The 26117-nt window shown below is 63.0% G+C and carries 22 protein-coding genes; 17 read left to right on the top strand and 5 right to left on the bottom strand.

The genetic code is table 11. The annotated features are described in order from the left end of the window. The first annotated feature begins 16 nt into the window (after positions 1 to 16). Together NKH05_RS16445 and NKH05_RS16440 are read left to right on the top strand one after the other, a co-directional pair. Positions 17 to 3028 carry a caspase family protein gene (locus NKH05_RS16445; protein ID WP_353025755.1) on the top strand — a complete coding sequence of 1004 codons (3012 nt, stop codon included), beginning with the start codon at positions 17 to 19 and terminating at the stop codon, positions 3026 to 3028. A gap of 105 nt (positions 3029 to 3133) precedes the next feature. Then, complete coding sequence (locus NKH05_RS16440) at positions 3134 to 3682, top strand: histidine phosphatase family protein (RefSeq protein ID WP_352495969.1); 549 nt, start codon at positions 3134 to 3136, stop codon at positions 3680 to 3682. Positions 3683 to 3898: 216 nt separating this feature from the next. Here the strand turns inward: NKH05_RS16440 and NKH05_RS16435 are convergent, their stop codons facing one another. Beyond that, positions 3899 to 5059, bottom strand: coding sequence for an alpha/beta fold hydrolase (locus tag NKH05_RS16435; protein ID WP_036245003.1), 1161 nt, complete (start codon positions 5057 to 5059; stop codon positions 3899 to 3901). Positions 5060 to 5770: 711 nt separating this feature from the next. Between NKH05_RS16435 and NKH05_RS16430 the strand changes: the two genes are divergently transcribed. The 5 genes from NKH05_RS16430 to NKH05_RS16410 all read left to right on the top strand — a co-directional run bounded on the left by NKH05_RS16430 (position 5771) and on the right by NKH05_RS16410 (position 10735). Next, on the top strand, positions 5771 to 6055 hold the full coding sequence (locus NKH05_RS16430) for an acyl carrier protein (protein ID WP_023719977.1): 285 nt from the start codon (positions 5771 to 5773) through the stop codon (positions 6053 to 6055). Positions 6056 to 6093: 38 nt separating this feature from the next. Next, positions 6094 to 7281: a beta-ketoacyl-ACP synthase gene (locus NKH05_RS16425; RefSeq protein ID WP_352495968.1), complete on the top strand. Its 1188-nt coding sequence runs from the start codon at positions 6094 to 6096 to the stop codon at positions 7279 to 7281. Positions 7282 to 7355: 74 nt separating this feature from the next. Further along, the gene (locus tag NKH05_RS16420) at positions 7356 to 8627 is read left to right on the top strand and encodes a beta-ketoacyl-ACP synthase (protein WP_023719975.1); all 1272 of its coding nucleotides are present in this window, start codon (positions 7356 to 7358) and stop codon (positions 8625 to 8627) included. Between the two features lie 84 nt (positions 8628 to 8711). Beyond that, the gene (locus NKH05_RS16415) at positions 8712 to 9740 is read left to right on the top strand and encodes a zinc-binding dehydrogenase (RefSeq protein WP_352908305.1); all 1029 of its coding nucleotides are present in this window, start codon (positions 8712 to 8714) and stop codon (positions 9738 to 9740) included. Positions 9741 to 9742: 2 nt separating this feature from the next. Further along, complete coding sequence (locus tag NKH05_RS16410; protein WP_352908304.1) at positions 9743 to 10735, top strand: lipid A biosynthesis lauroyl acyltransferase; 993 nt, start codon at positions 9743 to 9745, stop codon at positions 10733 to 10735. Positions 10736 to 10885: 150 nt separating this feature from the next. Here NKH05_RS16410 and NKH05_RS16405 read toward each other — a convergent pair whose 3' ends face one another. After that, the gene (locus tag NKH05_RS16405) at positions 10886 to 11314 is read right to left on the bottom strand and encodes a L,D-transpeptidase (RefSeq protein WP_023719972.1); all 429 of its coding nucleotides are present in this window, start codon (positions 11312 to 11314) and stop codon (positions 10886 to 10888) included. A 222-nt stretch (positions 11315 to 11536) separates the two neighbouring features. On the opposite strand from NKH05_RS16405, the gene NKH05_RS16400 reads away from it, so the two are divergent. From NKH05_RS16400 to NKH05_RS16375, 6 genes are all read left to right on the top strand, one after another. Further along, complete coding sequence (locus NKH05_RS16400) at positions 11537 to 12826, top strand: acetylornithine deacetylase/succinyl-diaminopimelate desuccinylase family protein (protein ID WP_352495967.1); 1290 nt, start codon at positions 11537 to 11539, stop codon at positions 12824 to 12826. A 130-nt stretch (positions 12827 to 12956) separates the two neighbouring features. Continuing rightward, positions 12957 to 14435 (top strand): ABC transporter substrate-binding protein, encoded by a 1479-nt coding sequence (locus NKH05_RS16395; RefSeq protein ID WP_352495966.1) that lies wholly within the window; start codon positions 12957 to 12959, stop codon positions 14433 to 14435. A 255-nt stretch (positions 14436 to 14690) separates the two neighbouring features. Beyond that, positions 14691 to 15638 (top strand): ABC transporter permease, encoded by a 948-nt coding sequence (locus NKH05_RS16390; RefSeq protein WP_352495965.1) that lies wholly within the window; start codon positions 14691 to 14693, stop codon positions 15636 to 15638. Next, on the top strand, positions 15635 to 16504 hold the full coding sequence (locus NKH05_RS16385; RefSeq protein WP_352844342.1) for an ABC transporter permease: 870 nt from the start codon (positions 15635 to 15637) through the stop codon (positions 16502 to 16504). The genes NKH05_RS16390 and NKH05_RS16385 overlap by 4 nt, the downstream gene beginning before the upstream one ends. Beyond that, on the top strand, positions 16501 to 18123 hold the full coding sequence (locus NKH05_RS16380; protein WP_352908301.1) for an ABC transporter ATP-binding protein: 1623 nt from the start codon (positions 16501 to 16503) through the stop codon (positions 18121 to 18123). The genes NKH05_RS16385 and NKH05_RS16380 overlap by 4 nt, the downstream gene beginning before the upstream one ends. A gap of 52 nt (positions 18124 to 18175) precedes the next feature. Then, positions 18176 to 18919: a CPBP family intramembrane glutamic endopeptidase gene (locus NKH05_RS16375; protein ID WP_353025753.1), complete on the top strand. Its 744-nt coding sequence runs from the start codon at positions 18176 to 18178 to the stop codon at positions 18917 to 18919. A gap of 1249 nt (positions 18920 to 20168) precedes the next feature. Here NKH05_RS16375 and NKH05_RS16365 read toward each other — a convergent pair. Further along, positions 20169 to 20594, bottom strand: coding sequence for a tellurite resistance TerB family protein (locus tag NKH05_RS16365; RefSeq protein WP_353025751.1), 426 nt, complete (start codon positions 20592 to 20594; stop codon positions 20169 to 20171). A gap of 509 nt (positions 20595 to 21103) precedes the next feature. On the opposite strand from NKH05_RS16365, the gene NKH05_RS16360 reads away from it, so the two are divergent. From NKH05_RS16360 to NKH05_RS16350, 3 genes are all read left to right on the top strand, one after another. Beyond that, on the top strand, positions 21104 to 21274 hold the full coding sequence (locus tag NKH05_RS16360; protein ID WP_023676480.1) for a hypothetical protein: 171 nt from the start codon (positions 21104 to 21106) through the stop codon (positions 21272 to 21274). 109 nt (positions 21275 to 21383) lie between these two features. Continuing rightward, positions 21384 to 22211: a helix-turn-helix domain-containing protein gene (locus tag NKH05_RS16355; protein WP_352791996.1), complete on the top strand. Its 828-nt coding sequence runs from the start codon at positions 21384 to 21386 to the stop codon at positions 22209 to 22211. A gap of 73 nt (positions 22212 to 22284) precedes the next feature. Further along, the gene (locus tag NKH05_RS16350) at positions 22285 to 22707 is read left to right on the top strand and encodes a VOC family protein (protein WP_023719962.1); all 423 of its coding nucleotides are present in this window, start codon (positions 22285 to 22287) and stop codon (positions 22705 to 22707) included. Here the strand turns inward: NKH05_RS16350 and NKH05_RS16345 are convergent. Further along, on the bottom strand, positions 22704 to 24173 hold the full coding sequence (locus tag NKH05_RS16345) for a cobyric acid synthase (protein ID WP_352791995.1): 1470 nt from the start codon (positions 24171 to 24173) through the stop codon (positions 22704 to 22706). The two genes, NKH05_RS16350 and NKH05_RS16345, sit on opposite strands and share 4 nt — an antisense overlap. Before the next feature lies 1 nt (position 24174). Beyond that, the gene (locus NKH05_RS16340) at positions 24175 to 24789 is read right to left on the bottom strand and encodes a dimethylsulfonioproprionate lyase family protein (RefSeq protein ID WP_352484187.1); all 615 of its coding nucleotides are present in this window, start codon (positions 24787 to 24789) and stop codon (positions 24175 to 24177) included. Between the two features lie 137 nt (positions 24790 to 24926). On the opposite strand from NKH05_RS16340, the gene NKH05_RS16335 reads away from it, so the two are divergent. Next, complete coding sequence (locus NKH05_RS16335; protein WP_023719959.1) at positions 24927 to 26093, top strand: isobutyryl-CoA dehydrogenase; 1167 nt, start codon at positions 24927 to 24929, stop codon at positions 26091 to 26093. The last annotated feature ends 24 nt before the right edge of the window (positions 26094 to 26117 follow it).

Genomic DNA, 26117 nt, shown 5'->3' with positions numbered 1-26117 from the left:
GGGGGACACGCGGCGAATGGGCCTTGTCGGAAATCAGCACTTCTTCAAGCAGGCGTGGCTGACGGCTTTCGTCGCCGCCCTGCTCTGTCTCGTGGTGACCTCGACTCATGCCGCGGGGCCAGCAAGCCTCAAGGGCGTGGCGCTGATCGTCGGCCAGTCGAAATACCGGCACATAACGGCTCTTCCCAACCCCGCCAACGACGCCCGCGACATCGCCAAGATGCTGACCGATCTCGGCTTCGACGCGCGCAGCGTCACCGATCGCGACGCGGCAAAGCTGAAGCGTGACCTCGAGCGTTTCGCCGAGGATGCCGACGACGCCGACGTCGCCTTGATCTACTATTCCGGCCACGGCATCGAGGCGGGCGGCGAAAACTATCTGGTGCCGGTCGACGCCGACGTTTCTTCATTGAAGGACGCCGATCAGGCCCTGGTGCCGATCTCCGCCGTCATGGACGAATTGAAGAAGACCGTGCCGGTAACGATCATGCTGCTCGATGCCTGCCGCACCAACCCGTTTCCGGCGGACGCGGTGCTGCGCCGGGCGCCCACGGCCTCGGCCTCGCCGATCGGCGCCGGCGGACTGGAGCCGGTGCGCGGCGCCAAGGCACTGGCGGACGCGACCGCGACGGAAAATCTGGGAACGGTGATCGGCTTTGCCGCCGAGCCGGGGCGGCCGGCACTCGACGGTATCGTCGGCGAAAACAGCCCCTATGCAGCGGCACTTCTGCGCCATCTCGCGGCGATGAAGGGCACGGAGTTCGGCTCGGTCATGCGCATGGTGACCGAGGAGGTCTATCTCGACACCAAGGCAAAGCAGCGGCCATGGGTCAATGAAAGCCTGCGCCGGCTGCTCTATTTCGGCGTAGCACCGCAGGAACCGACCGGCGACGACGGGCTGATCACCGGCGAGCGGCGGCAATTGCTGCTGACGATTGCCGAGTTGCCGGACCCCAAGCGGGCACAGGTGGAACTGGCCTCGCTGCAGGACGGCGTGCCGCTCGACGCGCTTTATGGCGTGCTGAAGGCGCTCGGCACCGAAAAGATGCCGGAAGACCCCACCGACCTGCAAAAGCTGCTCGACGCCCAGGCCGAGCGCCTGAAGAAGATGATTTCCGAGCGCGACGCGCTGCGCACCGACGACCCCGAGATAAGCCGCCTCGTCGCCTCGGCCGACAAGGCCATAGGCCAGGGCGCCATCGTCACCGCGCGCAACTTCCTCGACCAAGCGGTGGGCCGGGTCGAGCAGGCCAGCGGCGCCGTCGACCAGGCGGAGGAATTGGTCAGGCAAAAACGTCTTGCCGACGCGGCGATTTATACCAGGCGCGCCGACGCTTCGGCGCTGGTCTTCGACTATCTGTCGGCCGCCAACGATTACGGCAAGGCCTTCTCGCTGGTCGAGAAATGGGACGACAGACTGCGCTGGAACTACAAGAACCAGGAGGCGGAAGCGCTGAATGCCCATGGCAATGCCACCGGCGACAGGCAAGCGCTGCAGCGCGCCATCGACGCCTACCGCGTCATCCTGAATTTCATCCCCAATGGCGAGCAGAACCGCGACTGGGCGATCACCCGCAACAACATGGCGGTGGTGCTGCAGACGATCGGCGAGCGCGAGCGCGAAACCGACCGGCTGGAAGAGGCAGCGAAGATCTTTCGCGATTCGCTTGTCGTGTTCGAGCGCGAGAAGGACGACCTCAACTGGGCCGCCGCCCAGAACAACCTGGCCAATGTGCTGCTGAAGATCGGCGAGCGCGAGAGCGACCCGAAACGCCTGAACGAGGCGGTGGTGGCGATGCGCGCCACGCTGGAGAAGCGTCCGCGCGACAAAGTCCCGCTGGACTGGGCCGCCTCGCAAAACAATCTCGGCCTTGCGCTTTATGCGCTTTCGGAACGGGAACCGAATGGCGAGCGCCTGACCGAGGCCGAGACCGCCTACCGGCTGGCGCTTGAAGAGTACACGCGCGAAAAAGCACCCGTTCAGTGGGCGATGCTTCAGAACAATCTGGGCAACACGCTGGTGTCTATCGGCACGCAACGCAACGACAAGGCGAAAATCGACGAAGCGGCCGACGCCTTTCGCGCTGCGCTCAAGATCCGCACCCGCGCCACCTTTCCGGTCTCCTGGGCGACCAGCCGCCTTAATCTCGGCAACGCGCTGAGCAGTGCTGCTCGTTTCGATCTCGGCACCGGCCTGCTCGAAGAGGCGGCTGCCGCCTACGGCGATGCGCTGACCATCTTCACCCGCCAGCGCTTTCCGATGGATTGGGCTTCCGCTGAGAACAATCTCGGCTCGATCTACCAGACGCTCGGCCAGCGCACCCGCGATGCTGCCAGGCTTGAGCAATCGGCCGCCGCATACCGGGCGGCACGGCGCGTCTATACCAAGAAGGGCTTTCCGCTCGACTGGGCGATGACCCACTATAATCTCGGCAACACGCTGCAACTGCTCGGCGGCGTGACCGACAAGCCGGTGCACTACGAAGACGCAATCGAGGCCTATCGCGATGCACTGCGCGAATACAAGCGCGAGACGACGCCGCGGCAATGGGCGCTGGCGCAGGCCGGCCTCGGCTCGGCGCTGCAATGGCTGAGCATGAGCGAGGCCGATCCCGGCAAACTGGCCGCTTCTATCGCCGCGCGCCGGGCGGCGCTACAGGTGCTGACCTTCGAGACCTCCCCCGTCGATTGGGCAAACGCGCAGAACGGCATCGGCATGAGCCTGATCAATCTCGGCAATCTCGAACGGACCGGCAGATATCTGGACGACGCCGAAGCCGCCTTCGAGGCGACGCTCAAGGTCTTCACCCGCGAAGGCCAGCCGATGCAATGGGCCTTCGAGCAGAACAATCTCGGCGACGTCCACTGGAACCGCGGCAGCTATGGCGGCGGCAATGCCGAATACCAAAAGGCGATCGAATTCTTCGAGAACGCCAAGCAAGGCTTTACCGAAGCCGGCTACACACTCCCCATCCCGCTGACCGACCGCAAGATCGATCTGGTGAAGAAGCAGATAGCGAAGAAATAGGCGTCTCGGCCGCAGGTTGCACTCGGCTTGTCTTTCAGCCGGCTTTGCCGTCCCTATATGCCGGTCACCGGGGACCTGCCTGCCGGTCACCCGAAAGGATGTCTGATGCTTCGATTTGTGCTGGCGCTGCTGTTGCTTGCCGTTTCCGCCACAGCCCATGCGACGGAAGCCGGCTGGGCGCTGCTCCGCGACGGCGGGCATGTGGTCCTGCTTCGCCATGCCATGGTCACCGGCACCACCGATGCGGCCAATTTCGACCTCGGCAAATGCGCGACCCAGGTCAATCTCTCTGAGCGCGGCAAGCAACAGGCGCGCAAGATCGGCGCGCTGTTTGGCGCCCGCGCCGCACCGGTCGAGCGCGTGCTGTCCAGCCGCTATTGCCGCTGCCTCGAGACCGCCCGCATCGCTTTCGAAAGCGAGCCGGAGCCGTTCGCACCGCTTGACCTGCTGAAGACCGACGAAAAGGAAAAGGCCGACCAAATTGCCGCGATCCTTGCCGAGATCCGCGGCTATTCCGGCTCCGACAATCTGGTCATGGTCACGCATCTCGAAAACATCCAGGAATTGACCGGGATCTCGCCGCGTGAAGGCGAGGCGGTGGTCGTCGAGCCGCAGGGCGACGGCCTGCGAGTACTCGGCCGCGTCACTTTCTGACTGCGCCGGAGCCGGTTGAAGCGTTCGCTAGTAGTGAAATCTAGCGTTTGGTACCTTAAGCGGAATACCGGTTCCGACCCGCGATGAGGTCTTGATCGAGTCCAAGGTCGACATTGACCCTTAGTCAGGACCAACGAGCGCTTTCAACGAAAGCGAATGCGATGGTACGTCTCATTAGGCCTTCCGAGCCGTGACAACGGGCGAGGTTTTCGTCCTCTACTTTGCCGGCCGGAGCCTCAGCGGCCGAAAAAAGGCCCGGATGTCCTCGACCAGGAGTTCGGGTTGCTCAATCGCCGCGAAATGTCCTCCTTTCGGCATGTCGGTCCAGCGCTCGACACGGAAGACTCGTTCGACCCAGGAGCGAGGTGGCATAGGGAGCTCTCGAGGGAAGACTGCAACGCCGAGGGGCGGTGTTATTCGCTCCCTTGGCCCGAAGATCAGGGGGCAGAGCCGGTTCTCTTTGTAAATCCGGAGCGAGGCCTCGATCGTGTTACCGAACCAGTAGAGCGAGATGTCGGTAAGCAGCGTGTCTAGAGGGATGGCGCGTTCGAGTTCGCCTTCGCAGTCGCTCCAACTGCGGAACTTCTCGGCAATCCATGCGGCTAGCCCGATTGGGGAATCTGTCAGTGCAAAGGCTAGCGTCTGGGGCTTGGTCCCCTGCAGAAAAGCGTAGGCCCCCTCCGTCGCGACGAAATTCGCCGCACTGTCGAGGAATGCCTTCTCCTCCGGCGTGACAGGTGGGTCGCCGCGACCGAGGGTCGGGCGGAAACTGCCCGGAATGTAATTCAGGTGCAATCCGATAAGGTCCTCCGGGTAAAGCTGAGCGAGCCAGGTCGAGACGCCGGCGCCGATGTCGCCACCTTGTGCGGCGAAGCGATCATATCCCAGTTCGCGCATCAGCCCCCGCCACAGCTTCGCGACATGCTTTGAGCTAACGCCGGCTTGACGCGGCGGGGACGAGAAGCCGAAACCCGGAAGCGACGGTGCGACGACATCGAAGGCGTCATCGGCATCCCCGCCGTATTTGGCAGGTTCCGTGAGCAGCGGAATGACATGCTCGAACTCGGCGAAGGAGCCGGGCCAGCCATGAGTGAGGATCAACGGCAAGGGCGATGACCCCTTTCCTTTCTGGTGAACGAAATGGATGTCGCACCCGTCTATCGTGACCCTAAACTGAGGCAACAGGTTCAGACGTTTTTCGTGATCGCGCCACCTGAAATCGTATTCCCAGTAACGTGAAAGCTTTCTGAGGAAATCAACGTCAGTACCGTCCTCCCATCCGTATGCGAAGATCGACGACGGCCATCTTGTCGCTTGGATACGACGCTGGAGGTACTCGATCTGTTCATCCGGGATGTGGATGTGGAAGGAATGCATGACCACGGGTGTTGCTCCGATCAGCGGCGAAGAATTGTCCCATCAAGGCACAGAACGAAGGAAAACTCACTGAGCGACCGCTTTGTCCGCTACTTGCTCGTTCCCATCTACGAGACGAAGGTAACATTCCACCGTTGGTGGCAATTCGTTCAAGTTACCCGGCGTCAGATTTTCACCGCTACCAGCCAAGCGTCGACATGGAGCTTCCATCCCTCGATCATGGCCGCGAACGCGTCCTCCGTCAGTTCGGACAGATACGATGCTCCTGCCGGGCTCAGGCAGTGAACGCATAGGTAATCGACGCCTCCGTGCCTCCGTTAGTGGTCGGTCGGCAGGCCACCTCGACAATCCGACACGCGAATCCGGCGTAACGCGAACATAGCGGATGCGGTGCGCCAGCCGCCCACCCATGCTCATGTCGCCATGCTTAGCCAAGGCCTTGAGCACCTTCACCAATCGTTTTTCCAGGCGCACCCGGTCTGCACGCGTTCTATGGTCATAGATCTTCGTGGTACATTGGTACACGCAATGACCAGAGATGGGACGGTTTCGGCATATCGCCGGGAGGAGTTGCCAGCGACCCCTATTGCTCTGCCAGAACAGCAATCCCAGTTGCCGCCGGCGCATCAGGCCTTTTCCTGCCCGGAAAAACCGATTAGACAGCCCAAAACACATGCGGACAGATTCCGCCCGCAATCGAAGGAAAAGCCCTTGTCCACCACGTTCGACAAAGTCGCCAAGATTATCGCCGACACCAGCGAGATCGACATCGAGACGATCACGCCCGAAAGCCACACCATCGACGATCTCGGCATCGACAGCCTCGACTTCCTCGACATCGTCTTTGCCATCGACAAGGAATTCGGCATCAAGGTGCCGCTGGAAAAGTGGACGCAGGAGGTCAATGACGGCAAGGCGTCGACCGACGACTATTTCGTCATGAAGAACCTGTGCGCCAAGATCGACGCGCTCGTCGCCGCCAAGAACGCCACGTAAGCACAGCGCTTGACGCGCCTTCACCCGAACAGCCGCCCATGAACCCCCACGACGTCGTCATATCAGGCATCGGCCTAGTCTCGTCGCTGGGCGAGGGTCCGGATGCGCATTGGCAAAAGCTCGTCCAGCCGCGCCTTGAGCCGGTTCTGGAGGCCTCGCGCTTCTCGCCCTATACAGTCCACCCGCTGCCGGAGGTCGACTGGAACCTGCAGATCTCCAAGCGTGGCGACCAGCGGCAGATGGAGACCTGGCAGAGGCTCGGCACCTATGCGGCCGGCCTTGCGCTCGATGATGCCGGCATCAAGGGCAATGACGAACTCTGCGCGACCATGGACATGGTGGTGGCCGCCGGCGGCGGCGAGCGCGACGAAGCGGTCGACGCGGCCATTCTCGCGGCATCGGAAAGCCGCAATGACCGCGACGTGCTGCTCAACGAGAAGCTGACCACGGAATTGCGCCCGACGCTGTTTCTGGCACAGCTTTCCAACCTGCTCGCCGGCAACATCTCGATTGTCCACAAGGTGACGGGGTCGTCGCGCACCTTCATGGGCGAGGAAGGTGCGGGCGTCGCCGCCGTCGAGACCGCGGCCGCGCGCATCCGTTCCGGTCAGTCGACGCATATACTGGTCGGCGGCGCTTTCCAGACCGAACATTCCGACATGCTGCTCGGCTATGAACTGGCCGGCTACCTGCATCGCGGTCCGTGGCGGCCGGTCTGGCAGAGGCAAGGTGCCGAGGGCGGCGGCGTGGTGACCGGATCCGGCGGCGCGTTTCTCGTCCTGGAGCAGCGCGAGCACGCGACAAGCCGTGGCCGGAAGATCTATGCGGAACTTGGCCCGGTCCTGTCCGGTCGCGCCAGGCGCCGGCGGGGCGAACTCGATGGAGAGATCGCCATGCTGCTGAAGCAAGCCGCATTGCCGGACGGCGAGTTGCTGGCGATCTCCGGCGCTTCGGGCGCCCATGCCGCGACCGCCGCCGAGAAATCGGCGCTCGAGGCCAATCCGGCGATCGCCGCACGCGGCTTTTCGACGCTCACCGGCCACATGAAGGAAGCGCAGTTCCCCTTCGCCGTCGCGCTGGCGGCCCTGGCTGTCGACCGCGAGGCCGCCTACCCTGTCTTCGACGCCACAGTCGAAAAACCGTTTGCCGGCGTCCCGAAGACCGTCCTTGCAACGGCGATCGGCTATCACCAATTCGAGGGCATGGCGCTGATCAAAGCCGCCTAGAGCATCGGACCGAAAACGTGACGCGGTTTTCGGGCGATCCGATGCTCCAAGAGAAACAGGTTTTTGGACAACAAATGGCCAATCTGAACGACCACATGGGCAGGCCGATCGTCGCCGTCACCGGCATCGGCGTGGTGACCTCGCTCGGTGTCGGCAAGGCCGATAATTGGGCGGCGCTGACATCCGGCAAGTCCGGCATCCATCCGATCACCCGCTTCCCGGTCGATCATCTCAACACCCGCATCTCCGGCATGGTCGATTTCCTGCCGTCGAGTTCCAAGGGCGCCAGTCTCCTCACCTATGAGCTTGCCGAAACCGCGGCCCAGGAAGCGATGTCTGAGGCAGGCCTCGATGCCGGCGATTTCGGCGGACCGCTTTTCCTCGCTTCGCCGCCGGTCGAACTCGACTGGAGCGAGCGCTTTTCGCTCTACAATTCCGACACGCACGATACCGGTGCAGAGAGGCTCCTGCGGGTGGCGCGCGGCCTGAGGGAACTCGACATTTTCGAGACCACCCAGTTCGGTTCGATCGCCGACCGGCTTGCCGATCGTTTCGGCACGCGCGGCCTGCCGATCACGCTGTCGACCGCCTGCGCCTCGGGCGCCACGGCGATCCAGCTCGGCGTCGAGGCGATCCGCCGCGGCGAATGCGACCGGGCGCTGTCGATCGGCGCCGACGGATCGGCAACCGCGGAGGCGCTGATCCGCTTCTCGCTTCTGTCGGCGCTCTCCACCCATAACGACATCCCCGAAAAGGCATCCAAGCCGTTCTCCAAGGATCGCGACGGCTTCGTGCTGGCCGAAGGCTCGGGCGCCCTTGTGCTGGAATCGCTGGAGGCAGCACTTGCCCGCGGCGCCACCATTCTCGGCATATTGCGCGGCTGCGGCGAAAAGGCCGACGACTTCCATCGCACCCGCTCCAAGCCGGACGGTTCGCCGGCGATCGCGGCGGTGCGCGCCGCCCTTGCCGATGCCGGCCTGAGCGAGGACGGGATCGATTATGTCAACGCCCATGGCACCTCGACGCCCGAAAACGACAAGATGGAGCATTTGTCGCTGTCGACGGTGTTCGGCGAGCGTATCTCGTCAATGCCGGTCTCGTCGAACAAGTCGATGATCGGCCATACCCTATCGGCAGCCGGTGCCGTCGAGGCTGCATTTTCGCTGATGACGATGCGCGAAAGCGTCATTCCGCCGACCATCAACTACGACAATCCCGACCCGGCGATCGTGCTCGACGTGGTGCCGAACACCAAGCGCAACGCCGAGGTCGGCACGGTCCTGTCGAACTCCTTCGGCTTCGGCGGCCAGAACACCTGCCTTGTCATGGCGCGGGAACCGGTCTAAGCGACCGTTCCGCTCTAGCACTGTTGTCGTGCGCATGGTCCTTTCCGAAACGGTTCTCGGGTCATGCGCAACCTGGGATCTGGCATGCGCGCATTGCAACTTATCGAGGATCGCCGGCTTGAAACGGTGGACCTGCCACCACCGCCGCCGCCTTCGCTCGGCGAGGTGACGCTGCGCATCAAGGCCGTGGCGCTGAACCACATCGACGTCTGGGGCTGGCGCGGCATGGCTTTTGCCAAGCGCAAGCTGCCGCTGGTCGTCGGCGCCGAGGCTTCCGGCGAGGTCGAGGCGGTCGGCCCCGGCGTTTCCAGCCTTGTGCCCGGGCAATTGGTGTCGATCTATGGAGCCCGCACCTGCGGTCTTTGCCGCGCCTGCCGCGAAGGCCGCGACAATCTCTGCGAGCATGTTTCGGGCGTGCACGGCTTCCATCTCGACGGCTTTGCGCAGGAAAAGATCAACCTGCCGGCGCGCCTTCTGGTCCCCGCCCCGCCAGGCGTGAGCGAGATCGGCGCGGCGGTGGCGCCGGTTACCTTCGGCACGGTCGAGCATATGCTGTTCGACAATGCCCGGCTGCAGCCCGGCGAGACGATACTCGTCCATGCCGGCGGCTCCGGCATCGGCTCAGCCGCCATTCAGCTGGCCAAGAAGATGGGCTGCACGGTCATCACCACCGTCGGCTCGCACGAAAAGATCGACAAGGCCAAGGCGCTCGGCGCCGACCACGTCATCAATTACCGCGACGACCGCTTCGAAGGCGTCGTGCGCAAGCTGACGAAGAAGAGGGGCGTCGACGTGGTGTTCGAGCATGTCGGCGCCGACACCTTTGCCGCCTCGATGCTGTGCCTGAAACGCGGCGGACGGCTGGTCACCTGCGGCTCGACCTCCGGCGTGTCGACGCAAATCAATTTGATGCAGTTGTTCCAGCAGCAGCTGAAGCTGCTCGGCTCGTTCGGCTGCCGCATGGAAAACATGGCCGACGCCATGCAGAAGATGGCGGCGGGTCTTGTCGCGCCGGTGATCGACACCGAGGTCGGTTTCGACGGCATCGATGCCGCGCTGAAGCGCATGGAAGGCCGCGACGTGTTCGGCAAGATCATCCTGCGCGTCGGCTGAGAATGGTCGGCAAGACTTTCAGGAAGATCAGCCGGGACCTGGGATTCCGCCATGGCCGGCGGCTTCGACGGTTCAACTACTGGCTGGTCGCGCGGGTCGCGATGATCATCATCTCCGCGCTGCGCCTGCTGCCGCCCGACAGGGCGCTCAGTTTCGCCGACCGCGCCGCCCGCCGCATCGGCCCTTGGGTGCAGCGCCACAAGGTTGCGATCGACAATCTGCGCAAGGCCTATCCGGAAAAGAGCGATACAGAGATCGAGGCGATCGCCTCCGACATGTGGGGCAACATGGCTCGCCTCGCCGCCGAATATATCTTCCTCGATGCTTTGTTCGACTACGATCCTGCTGCGACGATGCCGGGCCGTGTCGAGGTCAAGGGCGTGGAGCATTTCGTGCGCATCGCCGGCGAGGACAAGCCGCATATCGTCTTCACCGGGCATCTCGGCAATTTCGAGCTGCTGCCGGTGGCTGCTGCCACCTTCGGCATGAACATCACGGCGCTGTTTCGCCCGCCCAACAACCCTTACCTCGCCGACTACATCCTCTCGACCCGCCGCTCGAGCATGGGATCGCTGCTGCCGTCTTCGACCGGCGCCTCGTTCGCGCTTGCGGCCATCCTGGAGAACGGCGGCAATATCGGCGTGCTGGTCGACCAGAAATTCACGGGCGGGCTCGAGACGACATTCTTCGGCCGCCCCTGCGAGAGCAACCGCGTACTAGGCACGCTGGCGAGGCACTACGATTGCGATGTCTACCCGGCGCGCTGCGTGCGCTTGCCGAACAATCGTTTCCGGCTCGAGATCGAGGACAAGCTCACCTTGCCGCGCACCGCAGGCGGCAATGTCGACGTCCCCGCCACCACCCAGCTTCTCAACGATGTGGTCGAGCGCTGGGTGCGCGAAGACCCTGGCCAGTGGATGTGGTTCCACAAGCGCTGGGAGATCAGCAAGCGCAAAAAGCGGCGGCCGTTGAAATTGCGCGACAAAGCCGCCTGAGCGGAAATCATAGCAAACATTTTCCGCTACTGACGTATTTTGTTCTTGCTTTGTGCCGGCAGCTATGCTACTAATTTCGGTATGGTGCTACTTGGCGCCGACGAACCTGCCGCTCCGGCGGGTTTTTTATTTTCGGGCCCAGTGACAGGCCTAATTCGTCACCAGGATCCGCGTGTTGCCGAAGCCGGCTTTGCGCACCATCGAATAGAAGGCCGCGGCGTTGCTGGGGTGGAGGCGCACACAGCCATGCGATGCCGGGCGCCCCAATTGCCGGACGGCACCGGTGCCGTGGATGGCATAGCCGCCGCGGAAGAACACCGAATAGGGCATCGGCGACATATCGTATTTGCGCGAATACCACATCCTGGCCGTCCGCTGCGGACGATAGCTGCCGCGCGGCGTGATGTAGCCTTTGCGGGCGGTGGAAACGCTCCACCGGTAATACGAAAGCCCGTATCTTACCGTCATCGTCTGTGAGGAAATATCAATGTTCGCGACCAGGCTGGCCGCCCGGCCCTCGAACGACGAACCGAACAGCATCGCTACCAATGCTGCTGCCATGAGAACAGTGTTTTTCATGCGATCAAACCCCTTTGATGCCCCTTGCCTGCCTGCCCTCACGCTGTTCTCCAGCATTTTGATGGCAAGCCAGCGAGCTAACACCTACTCCCTGACGATTTCACCAATCCAAAGCAGCGAATTTGAACGATTTCCCGCAATAGTTGCCGTAACGACACGCAATCGCCTCGCAATTCGCCATCGGGCTTGCAAAACCGCCTCATCCGCTGCTCAATTCGCCGAATGAACGAACCGAACGAACGGCTCCTCAAGGCGATCGATGACCGAGCCGATGATCTGGTTGCGCTGGCCGCGGATCTGATCCGCTTTCCGACCATCAACCCGCCCGGCGAAGCCTATCAGCCGTGTGCCGAATTTATCGGCGCGCGGCTGAAGAAGCGCGGTTTTGAGATCGAATTCATCCGTGCCGAAGGCACGCCCGGCGACACTGACCGTTATCCGCGCGTCAACGTCGTCGCCCGCTTCGATGGCCGCGCGCCGGGTGCTTGCGTGCACTTCAATTCGCATATCGACGTGGTCGAGCCCGGCGACGGCTGGAGCCTCGATCCGTTCGCCGGCATCGTCAGGGACGGCAAGGTCTATGGCCGCGGTGCTTGCGACATGAAAGGTGGGCTTGCCGCCTCGATCATCGCCGCTGAAGCCTTCATGGAGGTCTTTCCCGATTTTCCCGGCGCCATCGAGATTTCGGGGACGGTCGACGAGGAGTCCGGCGGCTTTGGCGGCGTCGCGCATCTGGCGAAGCTCGGCTATTTCTCCAGGCCGAAGGTCGACCACGTCATCATTCCCGAGCCGCTCAACAAGGACCGCATCTGCCTCGGCCATCGCGGCGTCTGGTGGGCGGAGATCGAGACCAAAGGCGAGATCGCGCACGGCTCGATGCCGTTCCTCGGCGACAATGCGGTACGCCATATGGGCGCCGTGCTGCGGGCCTTCGAGGACGAATTGTTTCCGGCGCTCGACCGCAAAATGACGCGCATGCCGGTCGTGCCCGAAGGCGCAAAACGCTCGACCATGAACATCAACTCGATCCATGGCGGCCAGACGGAGGATTTCCGGCCCGGCCTGCCCTCGCCCAACGTGCCTGATTCCTGCCGGCTGACCATCGACCGCCGTTTCCTGCTCGAAGAGGATCTCGGCACGGTCAAAAGCGAAGTGATCGATATCCTCGAGCGGCTGAAGCGCGAGCGCAAGAAATTCGATTACGAAATCCGCGATCTGATGGAAGTGCTGCCGCTGATGACCGAGCGCGACGCACCGGTGGTGAAGGCGGTCGCGCAAGGCATCATGGAGATATTCGACCGCGAGCCGGATTACGTGATCTCGCCCGGCACCTACGACCAGAAACACGTCGCCCGCATCGGCCACATCTATGACTGCATCGCTTATGGGCCGGGCATTCTCGACCTTGCCCACCGACCCGACGAATGGGTCGGCATTGCCGATATGTTGGACTCGGCAAAGGTGATGGCAATCGGCCTCGGCGTTCTGCTGAGGGGGGCCGGCCCGCAATGATCCGGCCATGGGCGGAAAAACATTCCTCCCGGCGGCGGCGGACGGTACGAAACGCAATTTACTCGGCGGCGAATTCACGCTTCTATCCGCCGGGTTTCAGCACGTGTTTTAGCATATGGGGAGTTGCACGATGAAATTGTGGAAAACCATTCTGGCCGCAGCGGCGCTGGCGTTGGCCGCCGGAACCTCGGCGATGGCCGCGCGAACTGACCTGGTCATCGGCATTCCGCTCGAACCCCCGCATCTCGATCCGACCGCGGGTGCCGCGGCTGCGATCGACGAGGTGCTCTACGCCAATGTCTTCGAGGGCCTGACCCGCATCGGACCGAACGGCGAAGTGCTGCCCGATCTCGCCGAAGGCTGGAGCATTTCCGACGACGGCAAGGTCTACACTTTCAAGCTGCATACAGGCGTGAAATTCCATGACGGCAGCGACTTCAACGCCGACGACGTGAAATTCTCGCTCGATCGTGCCCGCGCCGACAATTCCGTCAACGCGCAAAAGGGCCTGTTCGCCGCCATCGGCAAGGTCGAGGTCGTCGATCCCGCGACGGTGACGGTCACGCTGAAGAACCCGCAAGGCTCGTTCCTTTACAATATGGGCTGGGGCGACGCGGTGATCGTCGCGCCTGAGACAGCCGACACCAACAAGGAAAAACCGATCGGCACCGGCCCGTTCAAGTTCCAGAACTGGGCCAAGGGCTCATCGATCATGCTGGTCAAGTCGGACAATTACTGGGGCGCCCCGGTGTTCCTCGACAAGGCCGAGTTCCGCATCGTTCCGGACGCCGCCGCCGCCGTTCCGGCGCTGCTTTCCGGCGACATCCAGGCCTTTCCGTTCTTCGATCCTGACAGTGTCGCCCAGGTCAAGGACGACCCGCGCTTCAAGGTGGTGATCGGCTCGACCGAGGGCGAAACCATCCTGTCGATCAACAACAAGAAGCCGCCCTTCGACAAGCTGCAGGTCAGGCAGGCGATTTCCTTTGCGCTCGATCGCAAGGCGATCATCGACGGCGCCTCGGCCGGCCTCGGCGTGCCGATCGGCTCGCACATGTCGCCCGCCAGCAAGGCCTATGTCGACCTCACCGGCCTCTATCCGCACAATGTGGACAAGGCCAAGGAGTTGCTGAAGGAAGCCGGCCTGGAGAATGGCTTCAAGGCGACGCTGAAGCTGCCGCCGCCCTCCTATGCGCGGCTTGGTGGCGAGATCATCGCCTCCGAGCTTCGCGAAATCGGCATCGACCTCGAGATCATCCCTGTCGAATGGGCGCAGTGGCTTGATCAGGTCTTCACCAAGAAGGATTACGACCTGACCATCGTTTCCCACACCGAGCCCAACGACATCGATATCTATTCGCGCAAGGACTATTACTTCAACTACGACAATCCGGCCTTCGACAAGATCATCGACGAGCTGAACCTTACCTCCGACGAGGCCAAGCGCATGACGCTGCTCGGCGAGGCGCAGAAGGTTCTGGCCGATGACGCCGTGGTCGGCTTCCTCTACGAATTGCCGAAGGTCGGCGTCTGGGACGCCAAACTGCAGGGCCTATGGGAAAACGCCCCCATCCAGGCCAACGACCTGACCAAGGTGAAGTGGACGGATTGAGCCGCTGACAGAAGGGCGAAAGTTGCACTCCGTCACACCCCCCTCTGTCCTGCCGGACATCTCCCCCTCAAGGGGGGAGATCGAGCCCTCATCGCCGCTTTCGCTAACCACTAGCGTTGCAAGGACAGTGTCAGCGTGGAAACTGCCAATCTCCCCCCTTGAGGGGGAGATGTCCGGCAGGACAGAGGGGGGTGGGCGGGAACGCAAGCTTCGCCCGGTTTTTGCGTCCGGCAACACAGCGGTTCCTCAACGTCCATGACCGCCTACCTCCTCAAGCGCCTCGCCATCGCCGTCGTCACGCTGGTTCTGGCCTCGATGGTGGTCTTTGCCGTGCTGGAGATCATTCCCGGCGACCCGGCACGGCTGATGCTTGGCCTGAACGCCAGCGCCGACCAGATCGAATTGCTGCGCAACCAGATGGGCCTCAACGCTCCCGTCGTGCTGCGCTATCTGCATTGGGCCGGCGGGCTGCTGAGCCTCGATTTCGGCCGTTCCTATACCTATTCGGTGCCGGTCATCGATCTGGTCCGCGAGCGCCTCGTCGTGTCGCTGCCGCTAGCGTTGATGGCGCTGGCGCTGTCCACCGTCATTGCCATCCCGGTCGGGCTGTTTTCCGCCAGCCGTAGCGGCCGGGCCGGCGACACGATCGCTATGGGCGCCGCCCAGCTTGGCGTCGCCGTGCCCAATTTCTGGTTTGCGCTGATGCTGATCTATCTTTTCGCCGTCTGGCTGCGGCTGGTGCCTGGCGGCGGCTTTCCCGGCTGGAGCGCCGGCGTCTGGCCGGCGCTGAAATCGCTGCTCCTGCCGGCAATCGCACTCGCTCTGCCGCAGGCGGCGATCCTTGCCCGGGTCACCCGTTCAGCGCTGATCGAAGTGCTGAGCGAGGACTACATCCGCACCGCCCGCGCCAAGGGCCTGCCCTATCGTATTGTCTTGTGGCGGCACGCACTGCGCAACGCCATGCTCCCGGTGGTCACCATTCTAGGCCTGCAATTCGCCTTCCTGCTCGCCGGCACCGTCATCATCGAGAACGTCTTCTACTTGCCCGGCCTCGGCCGGCTGGTGTTCCAGGCGATCAACCAGCGTGACTTGATCGTGGTCGAGAGCGTCGTCATGCTGCTGGTCGCCGCCGTCATCGTCGTCAATTTCGTTGTCGATCTCTCCTATGCGGTGGTCGATCCGCGCCTGAGAGGCCGGCAATGACGCTGCACATCGACATCCCCGACGAGAACCTTGCCGGCATCCTGGCCAAGGCGTTCAAAAACCGTTCGTTCCTCGCCGGCTTCGTCATCACCGCGCTGGTGGCTGCGGTCGCGATCCTCTCCTTCTTCTGGACGCCTTACGATGTCACCAGGCTGGTCATTTCCGACAAGACCCAGGCGCCATCGCTGGCGCACTGGTTCGGCACCGACCATTTCGGTCGCGACATCCTGTCGATGATCATGGTCGGCGCCCGCAACTCGATCGCCGTGGCGCTGGTGGCGGTCGGCATCGGCATGGGCATCGGCGTGCCGCTCGGCGCCTTTGCCGCGGCGCGCGGCGGCATCGCCGACGACGTGCTGATGCGGCTGAACGACCTGGTCTTCGCCTTTCCGGCGCTGCTTTCGGCAATCATGATCACCGCCATCTTCGGGCCGGGCGCGTTCAACGCCATCATCGCCATCGGCATCTTCAACGTCCCGGTGTTCGCGCGCGTCGCCCGGGCCGGCGCCCTGGCGATCTGGCCGCGCGAATTCATCCTCGCCGCCCGCGCCGCCGGCAAAAGCAGGACGCTGATCAGCATCGAACATGTGCTGCCCAACATCGCCACGCTGCTGCTGGTGCAAGGCACCATCCAGTTCGCGCTGGGCATATTGGCCGAAGCCGGGCTTTCCTATGTCGGGCTGGGCACCCAGCCGCCGATGCCGAGCTGGGGCCGCATGCTGTTCGACGCCCAGACCCGCATGGTGGTGGCGCCCTGGATGGCGATCTTTCCGGGCATGGCGATCGTCGTCACCGTGCTTGGCCTGAACCTGCTTGGCGACGGCATTGCCGACATTCTCGATCCGAAATCGCGGCGGCAGCGATGAGCCTGCTCGAAATCGACAAGCTGTCGCTGACCATCGGCAGCACCCGTATCCTCAGAGACATCGAACTTTCCGTCGCGCCGGGCGAAGTGATGGGGCTCGTTGGCGAATCCGGCTCCGGCAAGTCGATGACGGCGCTCACCGTCATGCAGCTTCTGCCCTGGGCGGCGCACACCAGCGGACGCATCACCTTCGACGGCATCGACATCCTTGCCGCCAGCGAGGACCAGATGTGCGCGCTGCGCGGCGACGATATCGGCATGGTGTTCCAGGAGCCGATGACGGCGCTCAATCCGGTCAAGACCATCGGCGAGCAGGTCGCCGAGGGTATTCGCTGGCACACCAGGGCAAGCCGCGCCGACGCCGAGGAACGGGCGCGAAAAATGCTCGACCGGGTCGGCCTGCCGGCAGCACAATTCCCGCTGTCGCGTTATCCGCACGAACTCTCCGGCGGCCAGCGCCAACGCGTCGTCATTGCCATTGCCTGTGCGCTGAAACCCAAGCTGCTGATTGCCGACGAGCCGACGACCGCGCTCGACGTGGTGCTGCAGGCGCAGATCCTCGACCTTCTGCGCGACCTCGTAGCGGAAAACCGCATGGGTCTTCTGCTCATCTCGCACGACCTCGCCGTGGTGACGGAGATGGCGGACCGCATCACCATCCTGCGCCATGGCGAGGTGATGGAGGCCGGCGACACGGCCCGCACGCTATCTGAACAGCTTCACCCCTACACGCGCCAACTGGCGCAGGCCTCGATGCATTTGCCGGCGCGAGCCCGCACGCATGACAGCGGATCAGCCAAACCGCTGCTTCAGGTAGCGAACGTAACGCGGGACTATCGCGGACGGCGCATATCGCTGTTGAAACCGGCAGCTCCCATCCGCGCCGTCGACGATGTCTCCTTCTCGATGGCGCCCGGCCAGTCGGTGGCGCTCGTGGGGCGCTCCGGCTGCGGCAAGTCGACGCTCGCCCGCATGGTCCTGGCGCTGGACAAGCCGACGGCCGGTACGATCCGCTTCCGTGGCGACACCCTCACCGGCAAGAGCGAGGCGGAGCTGAAGCCGGCGCGGCGCGACATGCAGGTCGTGTTCCAGGACCCGTATGGTTCGTTCGACCCACGCCAGAAGGTCGAGAGATTGGTGGCCGAGCCGCTGCATGTGCTGGAGAAGAAGCCGGCGCCCGCCGCGCGGCGCGAAATGGTGGCGCATGCGCTGCACGAGGTCGGCCTGTCGCCTAAAGACATGGACAAATATCCGCACGAGTTTTCGGGCGGCCAGCGCCAGCGCCTGTCGATCGCCCGCGCCATCATCACGCGACCGAAGCTGGTCGTCGCCGACGAGCCGGTCTCGGCGCTCGATGTCTCGATCCGCGCCCAGATCCTCGATCTGTTTGCCGAGCTCAACCAGAAGCTCGGCATCGCCTATCTGTTCATCACCCATGATTTGACCGTCGCCCGCGCCATCACCGACGAAGTGATGGTCATGCATGACGGCAAGATCGTCGAGCGCGGCAGGACGAGCGAAGTGCTCGACCACCCGCAATCCGAAGCTGCCAAGGCGTTGGTCGCCGCCGCTCCCGATTTGCATCGGGCAATTGCGAAACGGCTGCAAGAACAGGGGTGAGCAGCTTCGTGGCACGGCTAATTCGTTGGGCGCACGGGCGGGAGAACGGCTATTGACAGCCAACAGTTCTGAAACGCGCGAAGGGCCTGAGCCTCCTCCACTGGGCCTGGGCGGCTCTGCTGCGCTGTTCGGGGCGGGTGCTCTGCTGCTGTTCCTGGGCACGCGGGTAGCCGTCCCAGCGTTTGTCTCCGCTAGCGGGGCTGAGACTGTGGTGATGTGGTTCTTGGCCGCAAGCATCATCCTTTTTGGCCCCCTGATTCTCACGGCTGCCCTGCTATTGCATCGAGAGCGGCGTCAAGGAAGGCTGGTGCCGTGGGGCGCGCGGCTGTGGCTTCGCACTATGAATGGCGGCGACTGGCTATGGGCTGTTGGAGGGCTGGCGGCTGTCAGCGTGCTGACCGGGGGCATCGGCGCCGCGCTCCGGATGCTGCAAGACGGGAAGACTCTTCATCCCTCGTTCATGGCTTTCGAGCCACTAGGTCCTGGGCGGTACTGGATTCTCGGCGCGTGGCTGCCGTTTTTTGCACTGAACATCGCTGGGGAAGAGTTTGTCTGGCGGGGTGTCGCACTGCCGCGGCAAGAGGTTGCCTTCGGGGGGTGGGCGTGGCTGGTCAACGGCATAATGTGGTTGCTGTTCCACGCTGCCTTCCCCTGGCAAGTCCTGTTGACGCTCGTGCCGATCACCTTGCTCCTGCCCTATGTCGTCCAGCGGCGTCGCAGCACATGGGCCGGGATCGTTATCCACGCCGGGTTCGGAGCGATGGGCTTCCTGGTCTTGGCATTCGGGCTTGCATGAATGCCGCACGAAGTGAAGCGCTTGACGCAACGCGGAGCAAAGCTGCCGGACCAAGGAAACGACGAATCTGAGAATGATGAACGCGACAAACCCGGGCAATTCAAGTCCTGCCAGACAATCTCTGAACCCTTACACCGGGGTCCACTTTTGGTACCTCCCGGGGGGGCGAGTTCAAGGGAACATCAATTCGCACATATTCCAAACTGAACGCGAGAGGGTAAACGTCATATGGACTACCTAAAGGAAAATCTCATTGGAAAAGAATTTCGATCAATTAAGTACGAAAACGGCAGTATCATGATCGCACTTGAGAGAGGTTCCATCGCAGTAAACACCAAAATTTCATGCTCTATCCGAGCATACATGGAGTCTATCAATATTATTGACGTTGTCACCGACTCCCAGTGGGTTTCCATTATATTCTCTGACAGATCTGAGATTCTCATATCAAGAGTAGTTGAGCACGGCCATTCTCCGGAGAGCTTTGTCTATGATGGCGCGGACAACATAATAATAGTAGACAATGCTATAGAAGAAGGTGATTAACTAATTGGCGCCGACGGTGTCAGAATAGTGGATAGTTTAACTTAAAACAAAAGATTGCGGGCGCATACCGGCTGTCGGCCCCCGATCCTGACCTCGGCACCTCGTCCTATATCTATGACGGCGCCAGCCAGACCGATGGAGCCAACCGGCTGACCAGCCAGACCGATGCGCGCACCACCGTCACCACCTTGGCCTATGACCAGATGGACCGGCTGACCCTGAAGACGGCAATGGCGTCCGGCGGCAGTGCGGTGACGCTGACGCAGAACACCTACGACCAGGCGGCGGCCGGCTTCTACAACATCGGCCAGCTCACCACCTCGACCAACCCTGCGGCCACGCAAGCCAACAAGTATGAATATGACGGCTTTGGCAAACTCGCCCGCCAGGACGTCACACTGGGAACGCTGACCCACACCACGACCAGCGTCCGCGATGCCTCCGGCCAGACGCTGCGCACCCAGTACCTGCCGGTGCAGCTCGACTTCGGCACGGCAGCCGCACCGCTGCAATATACCGCCGGCAACAAGCTGCTCTCGGCTTCCGGCTTCATCACCTCGACGTTCTACGAGGCCGATGGCCAGACCAAGGAGATCACCTATGCCAATGGCGTAAAGACGTCCTTCCTTTATTCGCCGACCCGGCGCTGGTTGACCCGCGTCACCACGGCCAGGGGCGCCACCGTGCTGCTGCTGGCTCAGTCTTACGACTTTACCACATCGGCAGGGCTGATTTCGAGCAGGTCGAGGGTGCGGCGTAACAGCTGCATCTCGCTCCCGGCAAGTTGCGAATCGGCCTTGGCGATCTCGGCCATATGGCGGGCGAGCAGCTTGCGCCGTTCGATGTCGAGGTCGCGAAACTGAGCGATGGCCTGCGAGCTGTTGGTCTCGTAGCCGAACTCGTTGAGATATTCGATAACGCTGTCGATGCTGGTTTCGGGAATGCCGAAGGCTTCCCGGCAGATACGCCTGAAGGCTGTCATTTCGCTTTCGCTGACCGATCCGTCGGCCAGGATCATGCGGAACAGCATCAGCAGTTCCGCCGACAGCACCGGATCGTCTGCGACCTTGCGCACGCCGGGATCGCCGTCGAAGATCGAGCGTATCTGGTCCAGCAATCCCATCGCCATGAGCCCCTTCCGATTCGTCGGGAAGGTAGCGCGGAATCGGCTTTGCGCAAACGGGGTGCGAAGGGTGGAACTGGGCAATCGCTTCAGGTTTTGAATTCGTCTCCTCACCCCTTTAGGGCGTTGGCGCTGCCCCTCACCTGCCTGCCGGCATCCTCTCCCCGTTTAGTGACGGGGAGAGGGCGCTCTCGTCACCGGTTTCGCCAATCGCAGACGCTGCAAGAAAAGGCGCCGACGTTGCGACCAGCCCTTTCTCCCCGTCACTATACGGGGAGAAATGCCCGGCAGGGCAATGAGGGGCGGCGGCGACATCGACAATTGGTGGTCTCCGCCACAATTTGGAAACTGTCATTCGTCTGAAGCGATTGCCCTTCGTGATCGAACTCGCGGCACCGTTCTGGCCGCTCCCATAAAACTGCCGGCCAATCCGGCAAGCCCGCTGCGCTCATTGGTGTGTGACCGCGCGACTGATACTATGCGGCTGTACGAATCATGTTGAGGAGGGACCGGACATGAATCTCAGTGCGCCTACCCAGCTTATTTTCATCATATCCCTTGTCATCGCCATCATCGGCGTTCTCGCCGCGCTTGGCGTTCTTGCGTTTATCCCTTTGAATGCCGCGTGGATTGTCGTCATCGCCTACATCGTGCTGGCCGCCGGCTGCCTGATGCGCGGCGCTTAAACACGTCCAGACAATTCAGAATCTCAGGCAACTCGGAGCGCCCGGCCAAAAGCCGGGCGCTTTTGATTCTGCAGGATGGTCTGTTAGAATTCCTGGACGAGGGAAGCACATGCCCGCCAGCGAAGACGGCAGCCGCCACGACGGCCCAGGGCTCGATCGGTTCGAGATGGTGCGGCGCGCGCCCAGTCATCGGCTTCAAGGCGCCGTCACCGACATGTGCGGCTTTCGCGAAACCATGCCAGGCCATTTCCGCGTCATCGAATATGCCTCGCTGACCGTGCCGCTGGTCATCAGCTTTGCCGAACCCTTTGCCATCGGGCTCGGCAGGGACCCCGGCGACAATGACCGCTTCGCCAGTTTTGCCGCCGGCCTCTACGCCGGGCCGGTGGTGATCGAATCCTTCGGCGGCGCCTGTTGTGTGCAGATCAATTTCACCCCGCTCGGCGCTCGTCGCTTCTTCGGCCGGCCGATGAGCGAACTGACCGATCGCATGGTCGGCCTGGATGACGTGCTCGGCGTTGGAGGCGTCGCGCTTCGCGAAAGGCTTGGCAATGCGCCGGATTGGAGCTCACGCTTTGCCATCGCCGAGGCCTTCGTCGCCGACCGGTTGGCAACCACAGACGGCACTCAAGCCGAAATTGTCTGGGCCTATGAGACGATCGTCTCGACGAGTGGTCGGACCCGCATCTCGACGCTGGCCGAAAAGCTTGGCTGGAGCCGCAAGCATCTCGCCGGAAAATTTTCGGGCGCGGTCGGCGTTGGACCCAAGACGCTCTCGCGCATCGTCCGCTTCAACCACGCGCTTTGCCTGTCGAGAAAGGCCAACAGCGATTGGGCCGACATCGCCGCCGACTGCGGCTATGCCGACCAGGCGCATCTGGTGCGCGAGTTTCGCGACCTCGCAGGCGTCACGCCGACGACTGTCGCCGTGAGGTAACATTTCTTCAAGACGCGCGACCGGCCTTCGCCCAGACTGGGTTGATCGACCAACACAGCGAAGGAGATCAGCCATGCCGAACACCACCGAAGCACCGCGGCTTTACCCGGCGCTGCGCTACAGAAATGCCGGCAAAATGATCGACTGGTTGTGCGAGGCCTTCGGCTTCAGCGTCCGCACCCGCTATGGCGAAGGCGACGTGGTGCACCATGCCGAACTCGCATTCGGCTCCTCGATCATCATGCTCGGCACGGCCCGCGACGATGCCTATGGAAAGATGGTCGGCGCGCCCGGCTCGGGCGGCGGCAAGTCGATCTATGTCGCGGTCGCTGACGCCGACGCGGCATACGCTCGGGCAAAAACCGCCGGCGCCGAGATTCTGGAAGAGCTCACCGACCGCGACTATGGCAGCCGCGAATTCATCTGCCGCGATCCGGAAGGCAATGTCTGGTCGTTCGGCACCTACTGGCCGAAGGCTGACGAAGCCGCCAGCTAACGCGCCAGCCCGAAAATCGCGTCGCAGTCGAGGTGGGTTTCCAGTTCGGCTGCGATCTCGTCCAGTGCCCGTTCGACCTCGGCGCGGTAGTCGATGCCGCCGCCCTTGACGCCGAGGCTTTCGAGGAATTTCGCCCGGAAGGCGTCGGCGGAAAACAGCCCGTGCATGTAGGTGCCTGACACCTTGCCGTCGGCGGAGATGGCGCCGTCATCGACGCCGTTGATAACGGCGGATGGCCGCAGCGTGTCGGAACCGGTGGTGCGGCCGAGATGGATTTCGTAGCCCTCGAGCGGCAGATCGAACGGCACCGAGCGCGCGCTGACATTGCGCACCGTCTTTTCCGGCTCCATAACCGTTTCGACGTCGAGCAGGCCGAGGCCTTGCGTCTCGGTAACGCTGCCCTCGATGCCGTAGGGATCGCGCACGCTATGGCCGAGCATCTGGAAGCCGCCGCAAATACCGACGATATGGCCACCGCGTTTCCTGTGCGCGGCAAGGTCGCGGTCCCAGCCATTCTCGCGGAATTTCACGAGATCGCCGATCGTCGACTTTGAGCCGGGAATGACCACCAGCCCTGCATCCTGCGGCAGGCGTTGGCCAGGCGGCACGAACACCATCTCGACCTGCGGTTCGGCCTTGAGCGGGTCGAGGTCGTCGAAATTGGCGATGCGCGAGAGCACCGGCACGGCGATCTTCAGCGCGCGCCTCTGGCCGGACGCCAGCCGTTCGAGCACGACGGAATCCTCCGACGGCAGCCGCGCCGCCGCCTTCAGCCACGGCACGATGCCAAAACAGCGCCAGCCAGTGAATTTTTCGATCGCCTCGATGCCGTCATCGAACAGCGAGACATCGCCACGGAACTTGTTGATGAGGTAGCCGACGATCATACGCCGGTCCTCCTCCGGCAGGATCAGATGGGTGCCAGCGACCGAGGCGATGACACCGCCGCGATCGATATCGCCGACCAGGATCACCGGCACGCCGGCGCGCGTCGCAAAGCCCATATTGGCAATGTCTCGGCTCCTGAGATTGATCTCGGCCGGCGAGCCGGCGCCCTCGACAATGACCAGATCGGCGCCCTCGCCGACCTTCGCCCAGGAGTCCAGCACCGCATCCATCAACCGGCCCTTCAGCGCCTGGTAGTCGCGCGCCCGCGCCTCGCCGAACACCTTGCCCTGCACGACAACTTGAGCGCCGACATCGGTCTGCGGCTTGAGCAGCACCGGATTCATGTGGATGGTCGGCGGCACGCCGCAGGCGATCGCCTGCAGCCATTGCGCGCGGCCGATCTCACCGCCGCTTGAATCGCCGGGAATATCGGCGACGGCGGCATTGTTCGACATGTTCTGCGGCTTGAACGGCCGCACTTTCAAGCCGCGGTTCTTCGCCGCGCGGCAAAGACCGGCGACGAGCACCGTCTTGCCGACATCCGAACCCGTGCCCTGCAGCATGATTGCCTTGGCCATATCAGCCCCTGCCCTGCGCAACGGTTCCGGTGATCGTCGACTTGGCTGCCAGCGGGCCGCCGCGCCAGAGATAGAGCGCCATCAGTGGCTCCTTGCCGGTGCGCATGGCGTGGCTGACGTCAGAGGCATGGTGGATCACCTCGCCCGCCGCTCGAAGGCGAAAACCGCCATCGCCCATGCGCCATTCGGTGCCGCCGGTAAGCGGGACGTAGATCTCCTCCGCGACATGGTGGTGATCGGGGTAGACGATGTCGGGCCCAAGGATCAGCAGGCCGGCCGCGACCTCTTCATTGACGAAATGACCGCGCGTGCCGAATACCTCCAGCCAGCCGTAATTGTCGATGAAAATCTTGCCGAAATCCGCTTCGCCATAGGTCTGGCCCCAGCGCAGATCGCCGCGACGCTGCGCAACCAGCCGCGCCAGCGGCTTGGCCGCAGCGGGAGCGAGTTCGACGATACGGTCGAGCAGGACGAGACAAGGCAGTGCATGCGGTTCGAGCGGCCGGCTTGGCATGTCCCAGCCGATTCGGGCCACGGCGTCGCGCACCAGCGCATCATCGAACGTCTGGAGATAGGCATGGAAGCGTCCAAGCAGTTCGTCGAAATTTGTCGTCACACTTTGCTCCAAAGCGCATTCGCACACAGCGGCTGCGCAGACGGTCGGGTTGCGCGGCGGCATCATTGGTCTAGATTGGACGGCGCGCAAAGCCAAAAACGACAGGCCAGCAGGCCGGAAACATCAGGGAGCACGCCATGGACGCCGCTGTCGATGCGGGCACCAGCCAGTTCGAACTCAACGAGGACCAGCGCGCCATCCAAGAGATGGCCGAGGCCTTCGCCGCCGATCGTGTGGCGCCGAACGCACTCGACTGGGATCGCAACAAATATTTCCCCGCCGACGTGATCCGCGAGACCGGCCCGCTCGGCCTTGGCGGCATCTATGTCCGCGACGATGTCGGCGGCTCGGGGCTCGGCCGGCTCGACGCCGTGCTGATCTTCGAGGCGCTTTCGCGTGCCGATCCGGCGTTTTCCGCCTTCATCTCGATCCACAACATGGCAGCATCGATGATCGACCGCTTCGGCAGCGACGAGCAGCGCCGGCGCTTCCTGCCGAAGCTGACCTCGATGGAATGGCTGGCAAGCTACTGCCTGACCGAGCCGGGCTCGGGCTCGGATGCGGCGGCGCTGAAGACGCGCGCGGTCAAAAGCGGCAGTGACTATGTGCTGAACGGCGCCAAGCAGTTCATCTCCGGTGCCGGCGACAGCGACCTCTATGTCGTCATGGCGCGCACCGGCGCCGACGGGCCGAAAGGCATTTCCACCTTCGTCGTGTCGAACGATGCGCCCGGCCTTTCCTTCGGCGCCAACGAACACAAGATGGGCTGGCACATGCAGTCGACCCGCCAGGTCGTCTTCGAGGACTGCAAGGTGCCGGCGGAAAACCTTTTGTCGGCAGAAGGCGCCGGCTTCGGCATCGCCATGGCCGGGCTCGACGGCGGCCGCTTGAACATCGCCGCCTGTTCGCTCGGCGGCGCGCAATCGGCACTCGACAAGGCTCTCGCCTACACCGCCGAGCGCAAGGCCTTCGGCTCGAAGATCAACCAGTTCCAGGCGCTGCAGTTCAAGCTCGCCGACATGGAGACCGAATTGCAGGCAGCACGCATCTTCCTCTACACCGCCGCCTCGAAGCTCGACCGCAAGGCGCCGGATGCCGGAAAATGGTCGGCGATGGCCAAGCGCTTCGTCACCGACACCGGCTTCAACGTCGCCAATGACGCCCTGCAGCTGCATGGCGGCTATGGCTATCTGCACGATTACGGCATCGAGAAGCTGGTACGGGACCTGCGCGTCCACCAGATCCTCGAAGGCACCAACGAGATCATGCGCGTCATCATCGCTCGCGCGCTGATCGGACGGTAAGGCAGTAGGCAGTAGGCAGTAGGC

The organism is Mesorhizobium sp. M1399, assembly GCF_040317735.1.
Taxonomy (GTDB): Bacteria; Pseudomonadota; Alphaproteobacteria; order Rhizobiales; family Rhizobiaceae; genus Mesorhizobium.
The sequence above is the reverse complement of the archived record's forward strand: the minus strand, read 5'-3'. Positions and strand labels throughout refer to the sequence as shown.